Origin of the sequence: Spiribacter halobius (assembly GCF_020883455.1) — a bacterium.
Classification (GTDB): domain Bacteria; phylum Pseudomonadota; class Gammaproteobacteria; order Nitrococcales; family Nitrococcaceae; genus Sediminicurvatus; species Sediminicurvatus halobius.
The window spans coordinates 3,424,068-3,441,695 of record NZ_CP086615.1 but is presented as its reverse complement, the minus strand read 5'-3'; the positions used below and the strand labels follow the sequence as shown (position 1 = coordinate 3,441,695).

General features: G+C 70.0%; 15 protein-coding genes. 7 read left to right on the top strand and 8 right to left on the bottom strand.

The annotated features are described in order from the left end of the window. Positions 1-36: 36 nt before the first annotated feature. A complete protein-coding gene (locus tag LMH63_RS16095; RefSeq protein WP_109678677.1) occupies positions 37-1,005 on the bottom strand; it encodes a TRAP transporter substrate-binding protein in 969 nt (322 codons plus the stop codon). A gap of 322 nt (positions 1,006-1,327) precedes the next feature. Further along, entirely contained in the window at positions 1,328-2,386 is a 1,059-nt protein-coding gene (locus tag LMH63_RS16090; protein ID WP_109678676.1) for a GSU2403 family nucleotidyltransferase fold protein, read from the bottom strand. 537 nt (positions 2,387-2,923) lie between these two features. On the opposite strand from LMH63_RS16090, the gene LMH63_RS16085 reads away from it, so the two are divergent. Beyond that, on the top strand, positions 2,924-4,171 hold the full coding sequence (locus LMH63_RS16085; protein WP_109678675.1) for an acetamidase/formamidase family protein: 1,248 nt from the start codon (positions 2,924-2,926) through the stop codon (positions 4,169-4,171). A gap of 18 nt (positions 4,172-4,189) precedes the next feature. After that, entirely contained in the window at positions 4,190-4,744 is a 555-nt protein-coding gene (locus LMH63_RS16080; protein ID WP_109678674.1) for a TAXI family TRAP transporter solute-binding subunit, read from the top strand. Positions 4,745-5,113: 369 nt separating this feature from the next. Here LMH63_RS16080 and LMH63_RS16075 read toward each other — a convergent pair whose 3' ends face one another. The 3 genes from LMH63_RS16075 to LMH63_RS16065 all read right to left on the bottom strand — a co-directional run bounded on the left by LMH63_RS16075 (position 5,114) and on the right by LMH63_RS16065 (position 9,556). After that, positions 5,114-8,164: an efflux RND transporter permease subunit gene (locus LMH63_RS16075; protein ID WP_109678673.1), complete on the bottom strand. Its 3,051-nt coding sequence runs from the start codon at positions 8,162-8,164 to the stop codon at positions 5,114-5,116. Continuing rightward, complete coding sequence (locus LMH63_RS16070) at positions 8,161-9,264, bottom strand: efflux RND transporter periplasmic adaptor subunit (RefSeq protein ID WP_109678672.1); 1,104 nt, start codon at positions 9,262-9,264, stop codon at positions 8,161-8,163. The genes LMH63_RS16075 and LMH63_RS16070 overlap by 4 nt, the downstream gene beginning before the upstream one ends. 112 nt (positions 9,265-9,376) lie before the next feature. Further along, on the bottom strand, positions 9,377-9,556 hold the full coding sequence (locus LMH63_RS16065) for a PLDc N-terminal domain-containing protein (protein WP_109678671.1): 180 nt from the start codon (positions 9,554-9,556) through the stop codon (positions 9,377-9,379). A 144-nt stretch (positions 9,557-9,700) separates the two neighbouring features. Between LMH63_RS16065 and LMH63_RS16060 the strand changes: the two genes are divergently transcribed. Further along, positions 9,701-10,543 carry a universal stress protein gene (locus LMH63_RS16060; RefSeq protein ID WP_109678670.1) on the top strand — a complete coding sequence of 281 codons (843 nt, stop codon included), beginning with the start codon at positions 9,701-9,703 and terminating at the stop codon, positions 10,541-10,543. A 41-nt stretch (positions 10,544-10,584) separates the two neighbouring features. Next, positions 10,585-11,220: a LysE family translocator gene (locus LMH63_RS16055; RefSeq protein WP_109678669.1), complete on the top strand. Its 636-nt coding sequence runs from the start codon at positions 10,585-10,587 to the stop codon at positions 11,218-11,220. A gap of 16 nt (positions 11,221-11,236) precedes the next feature. Here LMH63_RS16055 and folX read toward each other — a convergent pair whose 3' ends face one another. From folX to LMH63_RS16040, 3 genes are all read right to left on the bottom strand, one after another. Continuing rightward, positions 11,237-11,620, bottom strand: a complete 384-nt coding sequence (folX, locus tag LMH63_RS16050; RefSeq protein WP_229332626.1) for a dihydroneopterin triphosphate 2'-epimerase — start codon at positions 11,618-11,620, stop codon at positions 11,237-11,239. A gap of 7 nt (positions 11,621-11,627) precedes the next feature. Beyond that, positions 11,628-12,182, bottom strand: coding sequence for a GTP cyclohydrolase I FolE (gene folE / locus LMH63_RS16045; protein WP_109678668.1), 555 nt, complete (start codon positions 12,180-12,182; stop codon positions 11,628-11,630). A gap of 131 nt (positions 12,183-12,313) precedes the next feature. Continuing rightward, a complete protein-coding gene (locus tag LMH63_RS16040) occupies positions 12,314-12,775 on the bottom strand; it encodes a hypothetical protein (protein ID WP_109678667.1) in 462 nt (153 codons plus the stop codon). 188 nt (positions 12,776-12,963) lie between these two features. Here LMH63_RS16040 and LMH63_RS16035 point away from each other — a divergent pair, with 188 nt between their 5' ends. The 3 genes from LMH63_RS16035 to LMH63_RS16025 all read left to right on the top strand — a co-directional run bounded on the left by LMH63_RS16035 (position 12,964) and on the right by LMH63_RS16025 (position 17,570). Continuing rightward, positions 12,964-13,560: a nitroreductase family protein gene (locus tag LMH63_RS16035; protein ID WP_109678666.1), complete on the top strand. Its 597-nt coding sequence runs from the start codon at positions 12,964-12,966 to the stop codon at positions 13,558-13,560. Between the two features lie 474 nt (positions 13,561-14,034). Beyond that, a complete protein-coding gene (locus LMH63_RS16030; protein WP_229332625.1) occupies positions 14,035-16,287 on the top strand; it encodes a glycoside hydrolase family 15 protein in 2,253 nt (750 codons plus the stop codon). Beyond that, positions 16,284-17,570 carry a glycosyltransferase gene (locus LMH63_RS16025; protein WP_109680315.1) on the top strand — a complete coding sequence of 429 codons (1,287 nt, stop codon included), beginning with the start codon at positions 16,284-16,286 and terminating at the stop codon, positions 17,568-17,570. Before LMH63_RS16030 ends, LMH63_RS16025 begins: the two co-directional genes overlap by 4 nt. Positions 17,571-17,628 lie beyond the last annotated feature (58 nt).

Sequence of the window (17,628 nt, the reverse complement as noted above, 5' to 3'; positions counted from 1 at the left end):
GCACCAACGGTGCGGCGGGTGCTTCGGTTTCGGGGGTCAGTCGGCCCGGTAGGCCTCGATGATGGCCTCGCCGTCGGCGCCGGTGTCCTCGAGCCACTCCTCGGTCATGGTGCGGCCGATCTCGGCGAGCTGCTCCCGGAGGGTGTCCGAGGGCGTGACCACCTCCATGCCGTTCTCCGCCAGGGCGGCCTTCTGGGCCTCGGCCTCCTCGCGGCTCATCCGCCAGCCCCTCTCCTCGGCCGCGGCGGCCGCCTCGAGTACCGCCGCCTGCTCGGCCTCGCCCAGCGACTCAAAGGCCTCACGGTTGACGATCACCATGTTCTTCGGCAGCCAGGCCTGGATGTCATAGAAGCGGTCGACGAAGTCCCAGGCCTTGCTGTTCACGCCCGTGGTGGGCGAGGTGATCATGGCCTCGACGATGCCGGTGGAGAAGGCCTGCGGGATCTCCGGCACCTCTACCTGGGTCGCCTCCATGCCGGTGAGCTCGGCGAGCCGCGAGGTCGCGGCGTTGTACGCACGAAACCGCAGCCCCTCCAGGTCCTCGACGCTGTCCACCTCGCGCGAGGTGTACAGCCCCTGGGCCGGCCAGGGCACGGCGTAGAGGAGCATCAGCCCGTCCGCCTCGAGCCGGCTCTCGATCGGCTCCCGGGAGGCCTCCCAGAGGCGCTCGGCATCCTCGTAGCTGGTGGCGAGGAACGGGATCGAGTCCACGGCGTAGACCGGGTCCTCGCTGCCGAGCAGGGAGATGAACACCTCGCCCATCTGCACCTGGCCCGTGCGCACCCCGCGCTTGATCTGCGGGTGCCTGATCAGCGACCCGGCGCTGTGCACCGTCACGCTCAGGGCGCCATCGGTGGCGTCCTCGATGTCGGCGACGAAATCCCTGACGTTCTGGGTGTGGAAGGTGGCGTCCGGGTAGGGCGTGGCCATGTTCCAGCTCTGCGCGGCACTGGTGCCGGAGGCCGCGAGGCCGGCGGCGAGGGCGATGCTGAGCAAGCGGCGCATGACTGTCTCCCCATTCGCGTGTCACGTGCTGTCCATTATGGCCGCTTGTCCGTGTTCTGCCGAAACCGCCGATTCGGGGCCCCGCTATCAACACAACGACACAACGGTTCACAACGAGAAGACCTTGCAGGGCCTGCCGTGCAGGCACAGAGGCCGTTCAGGCTGAGGGACACCACCGAGGTTCCGGTGTGGTTATGCCGTTCCGTGCGTGCTCTTCGCCCTGCTGCTCAATCCCCTCTTGCGTTGTGCATCGTTGTGCCCGTGGTGTCGTTGTGTTCAACCCAGCGCCGGAGGAGGTTCCTCGGGGCTGCTGTCGATGCCATTAGATGCCCTCGATCACGCGAACAACTTCGGGGGCCTCGCGCTCGCTCCTGGCCAGCGCGCGATGCAGGCGGTCGCTCCATCCGGCACCGCGCTCGACGAGCCGGATCTTCGCCTCGCGAAGGTCGTCGGGCGCCTCCTCGATCAGAACCTGGAGGAGCTGCAGCGCCTGAATGCGATCCTTCCCGGCCTTGCTGGAGAAGGCGGGGGGGCGGGACTCGGACACCAGCAGCTTGTGCAGCGCGAAGCGCTCCGGCAGCGGCACGTTCGCCAGCACCAGCGCACGCCGTCCCGCGATCGCCGCGGGGATGGCCCCTTCCAGCAGGTAGTCGAGGAAGCGCACCGGCTGCGCCGGCGCGTTGAGCGCCGGCACGCGGACTGCGCTGCCCGTCGCTTTTCCGACTTGCGGCGCGAGCAGATCGACCCGCAGCTCGCGTCCGCGGACGCGGAACGAGGTGGAGGGGGAGCGCGGATCGAGTGTGGGCACGGGAATGAACCCCATGCCGAGCTGCTCGAGCACGTCCGGTGCGCTCGTGCGCGGGCGCCGCAGGGCGATGTCGATGTCCGCCTCGCCGGCCAGGTCGAGATCCTGCGTGCGCATGTGGGTGCGCCAGCGAACGCCCAGCAGGTTCCCCAGCGCGTTGAAGGCGTGCGTGCCGACCAGCACCGCGCTCCCCGGGCCGGGCTGCAGCAGGCCGGCGTCGGCGAAGGCTTTCAGTACCCGCAGCGGTGCCGAGTCCATGGGGACGCCTCCCGCTGCCAGGAACGCGGCGCGCAGCTCGTTCAGCCGCTGCAGGTCCTCCGCCCGGTCGTGGGCACGCTCGCGCAGCTGATCGACCCACCGGCGCGTTCGCTTGTCGTCCGGGCCGAGGTAGGCCTGCCGTGTCTGACCGGAGAGATCCCGGTACTGGTAATAGAGGTACCGGTTCCCGCGCACGGTCTTCGGCACCACGGTGCCGGGCGTCTCCGCCAGGTTCTCGGTGGCGCCGATGGCCAGCGTCTGCTCCCGGAGCTCCGCGTACAGGGTGCGGGCGGTAAGTGACAGCGGCTCGGGCGTCATGGGTGGTTGCCGTTATACGCAAATTCACGCGACATTACGTATAACAGCTTTCAGGACAGTCTGCGCGCTGATATTCCCCGTCGATAAAACGGCGATGCCTGCCAGAAGCAGGCATGCAAGACGGCACCAGTGGCGGCTTGTCGAGGTTTTGCCGTCCCCGCCGACCTGGCCGCCCCGCTATCAACACAACAACACAACGGGCACAACGGTTCACAACGAGAAGAGCTTGCAGGTGCTGCCGTGCAGGCACAAAGGCCGTTCAGGCTGAGGGACACCACCGAGGTTCCGGTGTGGTTATGCCGTTCCGTGCGTGCTCTTCGCCCCGCTGCTCAATCCCTTCTTGCGTTGTGAACCGTTGTGCCAGTGGTGTCGTTGTGTTCAACCCAGCGCCGGAAAAAGCGCCAGCGCCGGCGCCGGAGCTCAGGTCGCGGAGGCCCACTGGGCCCCCGCGTGGACAACGTGCCGGCGCCGACTACGCTTCGGGTATTGCGGCTGGAGCGGGCCATGCCCCGTTCCCCGTGTCAAGAGGTTGCTGCCATGGTCCGTTCGATATTCGTCGCCGCCGCGTGCGGCCTGCTTGCCCTCCCGGCTCTCGCCGACACGACCGATGTCACCTGGCAGAGCCGGGTGCTGGTGGAGAAGCAGGGTGAGCACTGCGCAGACGACCCGCATTGCTTCAACCGCTATCACCCCGCCATCGAGCCGGTGGCGCGCGCGGCGCCCGGCGACTACGTCGTCTTCGAGACCCGGGACGCGCTCGACACCGACCTCACCCTGGACTCGAACGCGGACGACCTGGCCGCCCTCGACCTGAACCTGGTGCACCCGATGACCGGGCCGGTACATATCGAGGGCGCACGGCAGGGCGATGTGCTGGCGGTGACGCTCGTCGACATCGAACCGGACCAGTACGGATACACCGTGATCGTGCCCGGCTTCGGCTTCCTGCGTGACCGCTTCACCGAGCCCTTCCTGGTGAACTGGAAGCTCGACGGCAATGCCGCGACCTCCGACCAGATGCCGGGCGTGCGCGTGCCGATGGCGGCGTTCATGGGGTCGGTGGGGGTGCTTCCGGGCGAGGCGGAGGTGCGTGCCTGGCGGGAGCGCGAGGCCGCGCTGGCGGATGCCGGCGGGGTGGCGCTCGCGCCGCAGCCGATCGGGGCCATCCCCGCGGATGTCTGCGGTCCCGACGCGCCGCACGCGGATGCCTGCCTGCGCACCATTCCGCCGCGCGAGAACGGCGGCAACATGGACGTGCAGCAGATGCAGGTGGGCACGACACTGCTGCTCCCCTGCTTCATCGACGGCTGCGGGCTGTTCGTGGGCGACGTGCACTACGCGCAGGGGGACGGCGAGGTCTCGGGGACCGCCATCGAGATGGGCGCCAGGGTGACCGTGCGCACGGAGATCCTGCGTGGGCGCGCCGCGGAGACTCCGGCCCCGCAGTTCCACGGCGACGACCAGCTGAAGACCATCGCCCCCGCGGATTTCTACGCCACCGTTGGCTATCCGCTGAAGGAGTCCGGCACGGTGCCGCCGTCTCACGAGTACCTCAGCGGTACGGTGATCCCGGACCTGCAGAACCTCAACGAGGATCTCACCCTCGCCGCGCGCAACGCCCTGCTGGACATGATCGACTACATCGTCCGCGAGCACGGCCTGAGCGCGGAGCAGGCCTACATTCTCTCCAGTGTGGCCGTGGACCTGGTGATCGGGCAGGTCGTGGACGTGCCGAACTACACGGTTTCTGCAGTACTCGACCTCGGCGTGTTCGAGGATCGCTAGCGCCGCGGGAGTGGTTCGATGCGAAGGCGCGACCTGTTGCGGCTTGCCCTGCTGCTGCCGGCAGTTCTGCCCCTGCTCGGGCATACGCCGTACCGGCAGTGGCAGGTGTACCGCCGCAAGCACCTGCTCATCGGCAGCCACCGGGTCGATGAGCCCACCTATCCCCTCGGGCAGCGGCTCGCCGAGGTGCTCGCGCGCGAGCTCCCCGAAAGCCGCGCACGAGTCACCCGGGCACCGAATGCCTGGCGCCTCGCCAGCCTGATTGCTACCGATCAGCTGCAGGTCGTGCTGCTCTCCGGCACTGATGCCGAGGCACTCCGGGATGGGCGGGACGGCTTCGAGTCCTTCGGCCGTACCGAGCTGCGGGCGTTGTTCCGCTTCGGGCCGCACTGGCTGATCACCCGTCCGGACTTCCCGGGCTGGCAGGCCTATCTCGTGGTCGAGGCGCTCGCGGGGCACGCCCGCGAGCTGGGCGGCGAGCCGGCGGCCGCGCACCGCGACCCGCCGGTGCCCGTGCATGCCGGCGCGCTCGCCTACGCCCGGGGTGAGCCGCCGCCCGAGCGGGTTGAGTAGACGTTATGTATAACAGCGTCAGGACGCTCTGCGCGCTGATCCACTACCCGCGGCAGGAATCGGACGTGTAGCCGCTTCGGGGTCCTCGGCGGGCCGTGTGCCGACGTTCCACCCCGATTTCGTCGCCCCCCGCTTCAACACAACGACACAACGGGCACAACGGTTCACAACGAGAAGACCTTGCAGGGCCTGCCGTGCAGGCACAGAGGCCGTTCAGGCTGAGGGACACCACCGAGGTTCCGGTGCGGTTATGCCGTTCCGTGCCTGCTCTTCGCCCTGCTGCTCAATCCCTTCTTGCGTTGTGTACCCGTTGTGCCCGTTGTGTCGTGGTGTTCAACCCAGCGCCGGAAAGAGCTCCGGCGCCGGAGCTCAGGCCTCGGCGGCTCGCTGGGCCGCTGCGTGGTCGCGGGCCAGCAGCAGGTAGAACGCCGGCAGCACGAACAGGGTGAACAGGGTGCCGATGCCGAGGCCGGTGGCGATGGTGAGGCCGATGTGGAAGCGGCTCACGGCGCCCGGGCCGCTGGCGATGAGCAGCGGCACCATGGCCACGATCAGGGCGATGGAGGTCATGATGATCGGCCGCAGGCGGATGGCGGCGGCCTCCTCCACGGCCTCGCGCTTGGAGTAGCCCTGGCTGATCTGCAGGTTGTTGGCGAACTCCACGATCAGGATGCCGTTCTTCGCCACCACGCCGATCAGCGTGATCAGCCCCACCTGGGTATAGATGTTCACCGTCGCGAAGCCGAGGGTGATGAAGGCCATGGCCCCGGCGATGGACAGCGGCACCGACACCAGGATGATCGCCGGATCCCGCCAGCTCTCGAACTGCGCGGCCAGCACCAGGTAGATGACCAGAATCGACAGGAAGAAGGTCACGATCAGCGCGCTGCCCTGGTTGGCGAACTGGCGCGACTGGCCGGTGAAGTCGTAGCCGAAGGTGGAGGGGAAGAGCGCCTCCGCCTGCCGCTCCAGATAGCCGAGGGCATCGCCCATGGGCACCCCGGGCGCCATCACGCCCTCCAGCGTCAGCGAGTTGAGCTGCTGGAACTGGTTGCGCGCGCTCGGCTCCACGTCCCGCTCCAGGGTGACCAGGGCGGACAGCGGCACCGGCTCGCCGGCGCCGGTCTCGACGTAGTAGTCCTCCAGCATCCCGGCATCGAGCCGGAACGGCCGGTCCACCTGCGGGATCACCTGATAGCTGCGGCCGTCCAGGTTGAAGCGGTTCACATAGCCGCCGCTGAGCATGCCGGAGAGGGTCTGGCCCACCCGCGCCATGCTGATGCCGAGGTCCGCGGCCTTGTCCCGGTCCACCTGCACGGTGGTCACCGGCCGGTCGAACTCCACGGACTTGTTCAGGAAGATGAAGTTGCCGCTCTGCTGCGCCCGCTGGGCGAGCTGCCCGGCCACCTCGTCCAGCTCCTCGTAGCTCGCCGAGGTGGTGATGACGAACTGGATCGGCAGGCCGCCGCCGGAGCCCGGCAGGCTCGGCCGCGGGAAGACGGCGGTGTCGAAGCCGGGGTTGGCGCTGAACTTCTGTGACATCTCCGGCTGTACCGCCATCTGCGAGCGCTCCCGCTCGGCGGTGGGCACGAGCTTGAGGCCGCCGAACACCGTGTCCGGCGAGAGCCCGCCGAGGATCATGAAGCTCTCGTTGTACTCGTCGATGGACTCGGCGGCGTCCTGATAGCGGCTTGCGAAGTGCTCCAGATAGTCCAGGGTCGCGGTGCGCGGGGCGCTGCCCTGGAAGAAGATGATGCTCTGGTCCTCGGTGGGGGCGAGCTCGTTCTGGCTGGTGGTGAACATGAAGTAGTTCGACACCAGCACCGCCACGCCGAACAGGATGAGCACCGGCACCGTGTCCAGCAGGCTGCGCAGGCTGCGCTTGTAGCCGCGGGCAAGGCCGTTGAAGAACCGCTCCACCCGCTGCTCGAAGCGCCCCGAGCTGCCGTGGGGCTTGAGCACCCGCGCCGAGACCATGGGCGAGAAGGTCAGCGCCACCACGCCGGAGATGAGCACCGCCCCGGCCAGGGTGAACGCGAACTCGGTGAACAGCGTGCCCACCAGCCCGCCCATGAAGCCGATGGGTGCGTACACCGCGAGCAGCGTGGTGGTCATGGCGATGATCGGCACGGCCAGCTCCCGCGCGCCCGTGATCGCCGCCTGGATGCGTGAGTGCCCCTCCTCGATGTGGCGGTGGATGTTCTCCACCACGATGATGGCGTCGTCCACCACCAGGCCGATGGCGAGCACCATGGAGAGCAGCGTGAGCAGGTTCAGCGAGTAGCCGAGGGCGAGCATGATGAACCCGGCGCCCACCAGCGACAGCGGCACCGCCAGCGCCGGCACGATGGCCGCACGGATCGAGCCGAGGCACAGGTAGATCACGAAGATCACGATCAGCACCGCCTCGCCGATGGTCTTGAACACCTCGGCGATGGAGTCCTCGATGAACTCGCTGGCGTCGTAGGGCAGGGCGGCGCTCATGCCTTCCGGCAGCTGGCGGCGGAGCTCCGGCAGCGCGTTGCTCACGGCGTCGGCCACGTCCAGCGGGTTGGCCCCCGGGGCCTGCTCGACGGCGATGAACACCGCCGGCTGGCCCTTGTACCAGGCGGCGGAGTCGTAGGTCTGGGCGCCGAATTCGGTGGCGGCGATGTCCTCCAGGCGGATGACGGTGCCGTTCTCCTCGCGCACCACCAGGCGCCGGAAGTCGTCCGGGTTGCTGACGTCCGTGGTCGCGGTGAGCGACACCTGCACGTACTTGCCCTTGGTGCTGCCGACGCCGGCCTGGTAGTTGTTCGCCTGCAGGACCTCGCGCACCTCGCCGGCGCTCACGTTCAGCGAGGCCATCCGCTCGGGATCCAGCCAGATGCGCATCGCCGGCGGGCGGCCGAACACCCGGGCCTTGGCCACGCCGGGCAGGGCCTGGATCTGCGGCTGGGCGACGCGGTTGACGAAATCCGTGATCTGCGGGATCGATACCGTCTCGCTGTAGATGGCGAGATACATCAGCGCCGTCTGATCGCCGGTGCTGGACTCGATCACCGGGTCCTCGGCATCCGCCGGCAGCACGTTGCGCTGGCTCGCCACCTTGGCCTGGATCTCCGCCACCGCCGCGTTGGCGTCGTAGTTGAGCTCCATGTGGACTTCTATGGTGGACTGTCCCTGGATGCTCTCCGAGGTGATGTAGTCGATGCCCCCGGCCTCGGCGATGGCCTGCTGCAGCGGCTGGGTGATGAAGCCCTGGATCAGCTCGCTGTCCGCGCCGGGAAAGGTGGTGGTGACGGTGACCACCGTGTTCTCCGTGGACGGGTACTGGCGCACCTCCAGCAGGTCCAGGGAGCGCACGCCCACCAGCAGGATCAGCAGGCTGATCACCGTCGCCAGCACCGGGCGCCGGATGAAGACGTCGGTGAACCTCATCGGCCGCTGATCTCCGAGTGGTCAAGCGCCACCGTCTCGTCGATCTCCACCGGCTGGCCGTCGCGCACCCGCACCAGGCCGGCGGCCACCACGCGCTCGCCCTGCTCCAGGCCCTCCAGCACCTCGACGTAGCCGTTGCGGCTCTCGCCGGTGCGGATCTGCACCCGTTCGGCCACCAGGCCGTCGCCGGTCTCGTTGATGCGGTAGGTGAAGTCGCCGTAGGTGTTGAAGCTCACCGCCGTGCGCGGGATCGTCATGACCTCGCGGCGCTCCGGGGCCAGCACCGCGACCTGGGCGAACATGCCCGGACGCAGGCGGCGGTCGTCGTTGTCCAGGGTCGCCCGCACCGAGATGGAGCGGGTGCCCACGTCGACGCCGCTGTCGATGGCGGTGATCTCGCCGCGGAACACCTCGTCGTAGGCGTTGACCTCCACCTCCACCGTGCGCCCCGGCTCGAGCTCCGGCAGGAAGCGCTCGGGGAGGGAGAAGTCGGCGTAGATCGGCGCCAGCTGCCGCAGCTCCACGATGGGCGTACCCGGCGAGAGGTACTCGCCGACGCTCACTCCGCGAATGCCGAGCAGGCCGGTGAACGGCGCGCGGATGGCCTTCTGGCGGATGCGCGCCTGCTGGGTGCGCACTGCGGCGGTGGCGTTGTCGAGCTGAGCGCGGGCCTGGTCGAACTCGGACTGGGAGATGGCCCGCCGCGGCAGGAGGTTCTCGGCGCGCTCGAACTCGATGCGGGCAAGCTCCGCCTGGGCGCGGAGGCCCTCGAGCTCGGCCCGGTCCACCTCGGCGTCGAGCTGGACCAGCAGATCGCCGGCCTCGACGGCCTGGCCGGAATCGAAGCTGATGCTCTCGATGACCCCGGCCACCTCGGTGCTCACGGCTACCGTGTCCACCGCCGAGAGGCTGCCCACGGCGGTGCGCCGCCCCTGCCACTCCTCGCTCGCCACCTCGGTGGCGGCGACGCTGGCGGTGGGCAGCCCGGAAGGCCCGCCACCGGCACCCTGCATCTGCTGGTAATACTTCCAGCCGAAGATGCCCCCGAAGATGCCGCCGAGCAGCAGCAGGGCAACCAGGAGACGGATAAAGGTGCGCATGCGGAGAAATCCCTAGCTGGACGGAGGCCTGTCGAACTTACTGAGGACAGTATGCCCAGGGCGGAGTTTCACGCCGATGGCAGCGGCGACGGGCGCCGCTCCCCGAGCGTACTCAGCCCTTCGGGCCGAACAGCAGCCAGGCGAGGAGGCCGAACACCGGGAGGATCAGGATTGCCACGATCCAGACCGCCTTCGCCAGCGCGCCGGCATGGCTGCCGGCCGTGCGGATAATAGCGTAGACGTTGGCGACGAGCAGTAGCAGCCCGAGCAGGCCGCCGATTTCAATGCCCATGCGCTGAGCTCCCCCACTGGCCAGTCGGCGAGAGCCTAACGGAATCATTGCTGCACTGCACGCAGGGCCGCGCGATTGACCGTGGTCAGGATGGCGTGCCCGCAGACTGCCATGCTGACAGTGAACCCGAACGGAGGGGCCGTCATGCTGAAGGACGTCCTGGTCTATCTCGAGGAAGGCCACAACACCAACGAGCGCATCGGCGTCGCCGCCGAGCTTGCCGAGCGTTTCTCGGCCCATCTCACCGGCATCGCCGTCAGCGAGCCCATGGCCGCCCGCGCCGAGTTTCTGCCGCCAGAGGCGCTGGAGGGCTATCGGCGCAGCTGGCAGGTGCGCAACGCCCGCCTCGGCGAGGCCTTCCGCGCCGAGACCGATCGCCGGGGTCTGTCCGCGGAGTGGCGCGCCGTGGAGGACATGCGCCTCGATCTCTCCGTGGCGGACATCCTCGCCCGCCACGCCCGCTATGCCGATCTGCTGGTGGTCGGCCAGTACGACCCGGACGAGCCCCACGGACTCGTGCCGGACGACCTGGCGGGCCACCTGGCGGTGCTTGCCGGGCGCCCCGTGCTGGCGGTGCCCTACGCCTGGCAGCCGGTGCCGGTGGGCCGGCGCGTGGTCATTGCCTGGAATGCCGGCCGCGAGGCGGCCCGCGCCGTGGCCGACGCGCTGCCGCTGCTGCGCGAGGCCGAGGTGGTGCACCTTGCCGTGGTGGAGGGGCACGATCGCCGTCGTGGCGACCACGGCGAGCTCCCGGGCGCGGATATCGCCACCCATCTCGCCCGTCACGGCGTCGCGGTGGAGGCCGACCGCCTGGTGATGCGCGACGTGCCGGTGGCGGACGCGCTGCTCTCGCTCACCGCCGAGCAGGGCGCGGATCTGCTGGTGATGGGCGCCTACGGACGCCCGCGCCTGCGCGAGCTGGTGATGGGCGGCACCACCCGGGGCGTGCTGGAGCAGATGACGGTGCCGGTGCTCATGGCGCACTGAGGGCTGCCGGTCGCGCGTGCCACGCCCGTATACTCCGCGCCATGACGCTGACGGGGTGGCTGTCGCTGGTGGCGGTGTGCGTGCTCGGGGCAATGTCCCCCGGGCCGAGCCTGGCCGTGGTGGTGCGCCACACCGTGGCGCACTCAGGTGCCCACGGGTTCTGCGTGGCGGTCGCCCATGCCCTCGGCGTGGGCCTGTACGCCATCGCCACCGCCCTCGGGCTCGCCGCGCTCATCGCCGAGACCGGGTTCGTCTACCGCGGGCTGGCACTCGCCGGCGCCGCCTACCTGCTGTGGCTCGGCGCCAGCGCCCTGCGCGCCACGGGCGGCGGCCGCTTCGAGGCCGGGGCGCCCGCCACCGGGGCGAGCCTCAAAAGCGCAGCGCGGGACGGCCTTGCGATCGCCCTGCTCAACCCCAAGATCGCCGTGTTCTTCCTGGCCCTGTTCAGCCAGTTCGTCCGCCCGGGGATGGGGCTCGCGGAGGTTGCCCTGCTTTCGGTGACCGCCACGGTCATCGACGGTACCTGGTACGCGCTCGTGGCCCTCGGCCTCTCGGGTGCGGCCCCGGGGCGCTGGCTGCGGCGCCACGCGGCGTGGATCGAGCGGGCCACCGGGGCGCTGCTGGTGCTGCTTGCCCTGACCACGGCCATCCGGGTGCTGGGGCTGGAGAGCCCCTAGCCCGCATAACTTCCCGCTACCCCTCGCGGCTCGCCGACATGGTGAGCGAAACCGAATCCGAGAAGCGCAGGGCGTGGGGCTTGTCCACCTCCACCTCGACGTGGCGCACTGGCGGGTGGGCCAGCACCAGCTCCAGGACGTCGTTCACCAGCTTCTCCAGCAGCAGGAAGCGGTTGTTCTCGACGTGGGCGATCACCTGCTTGGTGATGGTCTTGTAGTCCAGCGCCCGCTCCACCGAGTCGGCCTGCGCCGCGGCCAGGGCGTCGTAGTCGATGCGGATGTTGATCACCACATCCTGGCGCTTTTCCTGCTCCTCGTCGTTGAAGCCGACATAGGTGCGCAGGCGCAGGTTCTTGATGCGGATCCGCGAGAGGTCGCGGTGCAGGCGATCGTCGGCCACGGCGACCTCAGCGGCGGATGAGCTGGAGGAACTCGTTGCGGGTGGACTGCGAGGTGCGGAAGCTGCCGAGCATCACCGAGGTGCTCATCTCCGAGTTCTGCTTGTTCACCCCGCGCATCATCATGCACAGGTGCCGGGCGTCCATCTGCACCGCCACCCCCTTGGCGCCGGTCACCTCGAGCACCGCCTCGGCCACGTCCCGCGTGAGCTTCTCCTGGATCTGCAGACGGCGGGCGTACATGTCGACGATCCGCGCGATCTTGGACAGGCCCAGCACCCGCCCGTTGGGGATGTAACCCACCTGCGCGCGCCCGATGAACGGCAGCATGTGGTGCTCGCACAGCGAATAGAACTCGATGTCGCGGACGATCACCATCTCGTCACTGTCGGACTCGAACAGCGCGCCGTTGACCAGCTCCGAGAGGGACTGCTGGTAGCCCTGGGTCAGATACTCGAAGGCGCGGGCTGCGCGCTCCGGCGTCTTCACCAGCCCCTCGCGGCCGACGTCCTCGCCGATGCCGCGGATAATCTGCTCGAAGTGGTAATCCAGGTCGTGATCCATGGCAGTGCTCCAGCACGATCCCTATTCCAGCGCGACTGTACACACCTTGTACAAAGGTGTCACCTGTCCGTCATGGAGGTACGTTGGGGCTGCACGACCGAGCCAGCGGCGGTGCCCTGCTCGCGGTCGGCTCAGGGGTGCTGGCGCGCGGGGATGGAAACCGGCACGCCGACCTCCACCGTGCCGCGCTCGAGCCGCAGCCAGGCGGCGGCTCGGCGCTGCAGTTCGGCGGGCAGCCCCGGCCGGCGGTCCTCGTCCTCGACATGGATCAGGGTGCGCCCCTGCCAGAACGGCCGCCAGAGGGACTCCACCAGATACAGCACCTCGCTCACCACCAGCCGCTCGCTGACCTCGTCCAGGTACAGCGTGACGCCCAGCTGGCTTTCCGCCGGCAGCGCCGGCAGGTGCTCCGGGCTGGCCTCGGGCTCCAGGCGCAGATGCAGCCCCCGCGCCCGCAGCCGGGCGCTGGTGAGGTCGAGGCGGTGCAGCAGGGCCGCACGGGCGTTGGCCAGGCGCTCCGCGGCCCACGGCCCGTCGAGCCCGCCGGGCGGGAGATCGTGGATCTCGAGATGATGATAGCTGTCACGGTGCATGGCGCACGGAACCTGCGCTGGTCGGGTGCGGCGGTGGTGCCGGCAACGATCCTTACCGTAGCGCTTTCGCCGGCGTCGGCGCCAGTGCAGGGCGCACGTGCCGGCGGCGCGCTGCGCGGTTGTTGCGGACCATCCCGCCCCGGCGCTGGTACCCTTCACCGCAGCCGCGAACCCGATCGAGGATGTCCATGGCCATCGAACCCGCCGACCATCGCGCGCCTCCCGCCCCGCCGAGCCCGGACGCCGTTGGCGCGCTGCTCCGCGGCCGCCGCAGCATCGCCCGCTTCCGCCCGGAGCCGGTGCCGCGGGAGCGGGTTCTGGATGCGCTGGAGGCGGCTTGCTGGGCGCCGAACCACCATCTCACCGAGCCCTGGCGCTTCCGCCTGCTCGGCCCGCAGGCCCAGGCGGCCATCGTCGAGCTCAACGCCGAGCTCGTCACCGCGAAAGCGGGTCCCGCCGCCGGCGCGGCCAAGCGCGAGCGCTGGGCGGCGATTCCCGGCTGGCTGCTCGTCACCTGCGAGCGCAGCAGCGACCCGCTGCGCGCCGAGGAGGACTACGCCGCCTGCGCCTGCGCCGTGCAGAACTTCGCGCTCCATCTGTGGAGCGCAGGCGTCGGGACAAAGTGGACCACCGGCGAGGTGACGCGCGACCCGCGCTTCCACGATCTGGTCTGGATGGATCCGGAGGCGGAGCGGGTGGTCGGGCTCGTCTGGTACGGCTACCCGGACGAGTCCCCGGATTCGACGCGGCGGCCGTTGGAGTCGGTGCTGGTGGAGTTGCCTTGAGGGGAGATCGGGGCCGCGGCGCCGAGCGTGGTTTGTTGGCCGTGCCCGGTGCGAGTCGGGGTGGGAGCGAGCGGGACACGCTGTGAATACATCCCTGTAAGCTCGTAGGCGAGGTCCCTCTCGCCTACGGTCCCGCTCGCTCCCACCCCGACTCGCACTGCCCGCGCCGTACCCCTCCGCCGCGCCGACAGGTGGTGCAGGAAGGCTTCGGCCACGGTGGGACCCGTTGGCCAGATATCGGGTGTCGCCGGCTTGTTCTCGGCAAATTGGAATCAGGCAACCGTCGAAACGCGCGTTGGGCGTTGGATACATGGTTGACCGGAGGCGGTGGGTCGGCGCGGGACCCTCTGCGGCATGGATGCCGCAGTGGAGGCTACATGGATGTATTCACGCCGTGTCCCGCGCCGACCCACCGCCTTCGGTCTCCCCGTCGAAGCGCCTCCCGTGCGAAATAGATCAATTGAGGAGGTGTCAGTGCCCCTGAAGTGGCTGCCCTGGAAGTGGTTGTTGCGCCGCGCGGCGCGGTCCCACGGGTTTCTGGATCCGCTGGCCCTGATGGCCCGGCTGCGGCGGTTCGGCCAGCCCTCCGAGGTGGCGGAGCCCATCGAGCTGCTGCGGGCCGGGATGGTGTTCCACGCCCGGGGGCTCATCAACACCCGGGTAATCCAGCACAACCTCGACTGGGTCTGGCCCTACTGGATCGAGCAGCAGTTCGACCCCCACAGCGAGGCCTTCCTCCCGCGGGCGTTCAGCATCACCCATGTGAACCTCACCCACCGCAACTGGACCGCCGTCGGGCGGCCCGACTGCACCGAGCTGCCCATCGTCGACCCGCGGGGGCTGGTGACCCCCTGGTATGACGGCTGGTCCCTGGACGGCTGGGTGCTGCCGGACGACGGCGAGCCGCTGTACCCGTCGCGGACGTCGGATTCGCAGCAGTGGCTGGAGACGGACGACGGGGTGGCGGTGGTCTCCCGCAGCAGCCGGGACGGTATCGAGCTCCAGCAGCGCGCCCGCGTCGTCAGCGAGGGCAACGGGAGCGAGCTCGTCATCGACTACCGCGCGAGCGCGCCGCACCCGGCGATGCTGGCCGTGGCGCTGCGGCCCTACAACCCCGAGGGGATTGCCTTCATCCACCGCCTGCGGCGGACGGGCGACGTCTGGGAGGTGGACGGGCACCGGGCCGTGCGCTTCGAGGAGACACCGGAGGCCCACTATGCCTCCGACTACGAGCACGGCGACGTCGCCATCCACCTGCACGAGCCCGACGGCGCCGGTGGCGAGGACTGCGAGACGGGGCTCGTCACCGGCGCGGCGCTGTTCCGGATCTCTGCCGGTGGCGAGCGTCGGCTGCGGGTACGGGTGCCGCTGCCCGGGCCGGAGGCGGAGCCGCTGCCGGCGGATGCCGCCGGGAGCTGGGGCGAGGCGCTTGCGGGCACCGCCGCGCTGGAGGTCCCGGATGCCGGCTATCGCTTCCTCTACGACGCCGCTATGCGCACGCTGGTGCTGCACTCGGTGGCGGACGTCTATCCCGGGCCGTACACGTACAAGCGCTTCTGGTTCCGGGATGCCGCCTTCATTATCCACGCCCTGCTCGCCGCCGGCCTGACCACGCCCGCCCGCCGCGCGCTGCTGCGCTTCCCCGAGCGCCAGACGCGCGCCACGGGCTATTTCCACAGCCAGGAGGGCGAGTGGGATTCCAACGGCCAGGCGCTGTGGATCGCCGCGCGCTTCACCGAGCTCACCGGCGAGGCGCTGGATGAGACCTGGCTGCGCGCCATCCGCCGCGGTGCCCACTGGGTGGCGCGCAAGCGTACCGACAGCGACACCAGCGCCCCCCACGCGGGGCTGCTGCCGGCGGGCTTCAGCGCCGAGCATCTGGGGCCGAACGACTACTACTACTGGGACGATTTCTGGGCCGAGGGCGGGCTGCGCACGGCGGCGGACGTGATGGAAGCCGCCGGGCGCGGCGAGGATGCCCGCTGGATGCGTGCCGAGGCGGACGATCTGCAGCGCTGCCTGCGCCGGGCCCTGGAGAACGACGAGCGCCGCCTCGGCCGCGCCGCCATGCCGGCCTCGCCCTACCGGCGCCTGGATGCCGGCGCGGTGGGCTCGCTGGCCGTGGGCTATCCGCTGCAGCGCACCGCCGCCGACGACCCGCGTCTGCTCGGCACCGTGGAGTACCTGCTGGAGCGCTGCCGGGTGCACGGCGGGTTCTTCCAGGACATGATCCACTCCGGCGTCAACGCCTACCTGACACTGCACATGGCGCAGGTGCTGATGCGGGCCGGGGACGACCGCTGCTTCGAGCTCATGGACGCGGTGGCACGCCTGGCCAGCCCCACCGGGCAGTGGCCGGAGGCGATCCACCCCCGCACCGGCGGCGGCTGCATGGGCGATGGCCAGCACGTCTGGGCGGCGGCCGAGTGGGTGCTTATCATGCGTAATGCCTTTCTGCGGGAGGAGGGCGAGCAGCTGGTGCTGGCCGGCGGCGTGCCGCCGCGCTGGCTGGCGAGCGGCGAGCCGATGGCCTTCGGGCCGGCGCCCACCCCCTTCGGCAGCGTGCGTGTCACCCTCACCCCGAGCGCCGGGGGCGGCACCACCGTCGCCTGGGAGGCGGAGTGGCGGCGGCCGCCGGAGGCCGTGGTGGTAGCCCCCGCCGGGCGCACGCCGGTGACGGCCGGGCCGGAGGCGGGCAGCGTGACCCTGCCCGGGAGCGAGCATTGAACATCGTCATGATGACCAACACCTACACCCCGCACGTGGGCGGGGTGGCGCGCTCGGTGGACGCCTTCAGCCGCGCCTACCGGGCCCGGGGGCACAAGGTGCTCGTCGTCGCCCCCGAGTTCCCGGGTATCCCCGACGACGAGACGGACGTCGTTCGCATCCCTGCGATCCAGAACTTCAACGGCAGCGACTTCTCCGTGGTGCTGCCGGTCCCGGGCTATCTGGACGATGCCCTGGACGACTTCCGGCCGGACATCGTTCATTCCCACCACCCGTTCCTGATGGGGGCGACCGCCATCCGCGTCGCCTCCCACCGCGACTGCCCGCTGGTGTTCACCCACCACACCATGTACGAGCAGTACACCCATTACGTCCCCGGGGACTCGCCGGCGCTGAAGCGGTTCGTGATCAAGCTCTCCACGAGCTACGCGAATCTCTGCGACCAGGTGTTCGCGCCGAGCGAGAGCGTCGCCGAGACCCTGCACCGGCGCGGGGTAACCACCCCTGTGGACGTGGTGCCCACCGGTGTGGTGCGCGAGCAGTTCGCGAGCGGCGACGGCACCGGATTCCGTCGCCAGCTGGGCGTTCCCGAGGGCGCCCGCGTCATCGGCCACGTCGGCCGCCTCGCGGCGGAGAAGAATCTCGGCTTCCTGGCCCGCGCCATGGCTGCCGTCGCCGCGCAGCAGCCCGACGTGCACTGCCTCGTGGTGGGCGCCGGTCCGGCGGAGCCGGAGATCCGCGGCGCCTTCCGCGCCGCCGGGGTGGGCGAGCGCCTGCACCTCGCCGGCAAGCGGGTGATGCCGGAGCTGGCGGATGCCTATCACGCCATGGACGTCTTCGCCTTCGCCTCGCTCACCGAGACCCAGGGCATGGTGCTGGCCGAGGCCATGGCCGCCGGACTGCCGGTGGTGGCGCTGGACGCCCCCGGCGCCCGCGAGGTGGTGCGGGACGGTGAGAACGGCCGCCTGCTGCGCGAGCAGGACGAGGCCGCCTTTGCGGCGGCGCTGACCGAGCTTCTGGCCCTCGACGGCGAGGCCCGGGAGCGCTATCGCGCCGCCATCGCCGACACCGCGGCGGCCTACGACCTCGAGGCCTGCGCCGATCAGGCCCTGGCGGTCTACCAGCGCCTGGATGCCTCCGGCCCGGAGCCCGGCCCCGAGCGCGATGCCTGGCACGCCAGCCTGCGGCTGGTGCGCGCCGAATGGGAGTTGCTCAAGGGCATGGCCCAGGCCGCCGGGGCGGCATTCTCACGCCCGGAACGCGATCGTCGCGCGCCGCGTTAGGCGGTCTGCTTGCATCCAGGGTCCGATTCTACTGGCGCAGAGTAACGAACGACGTTAC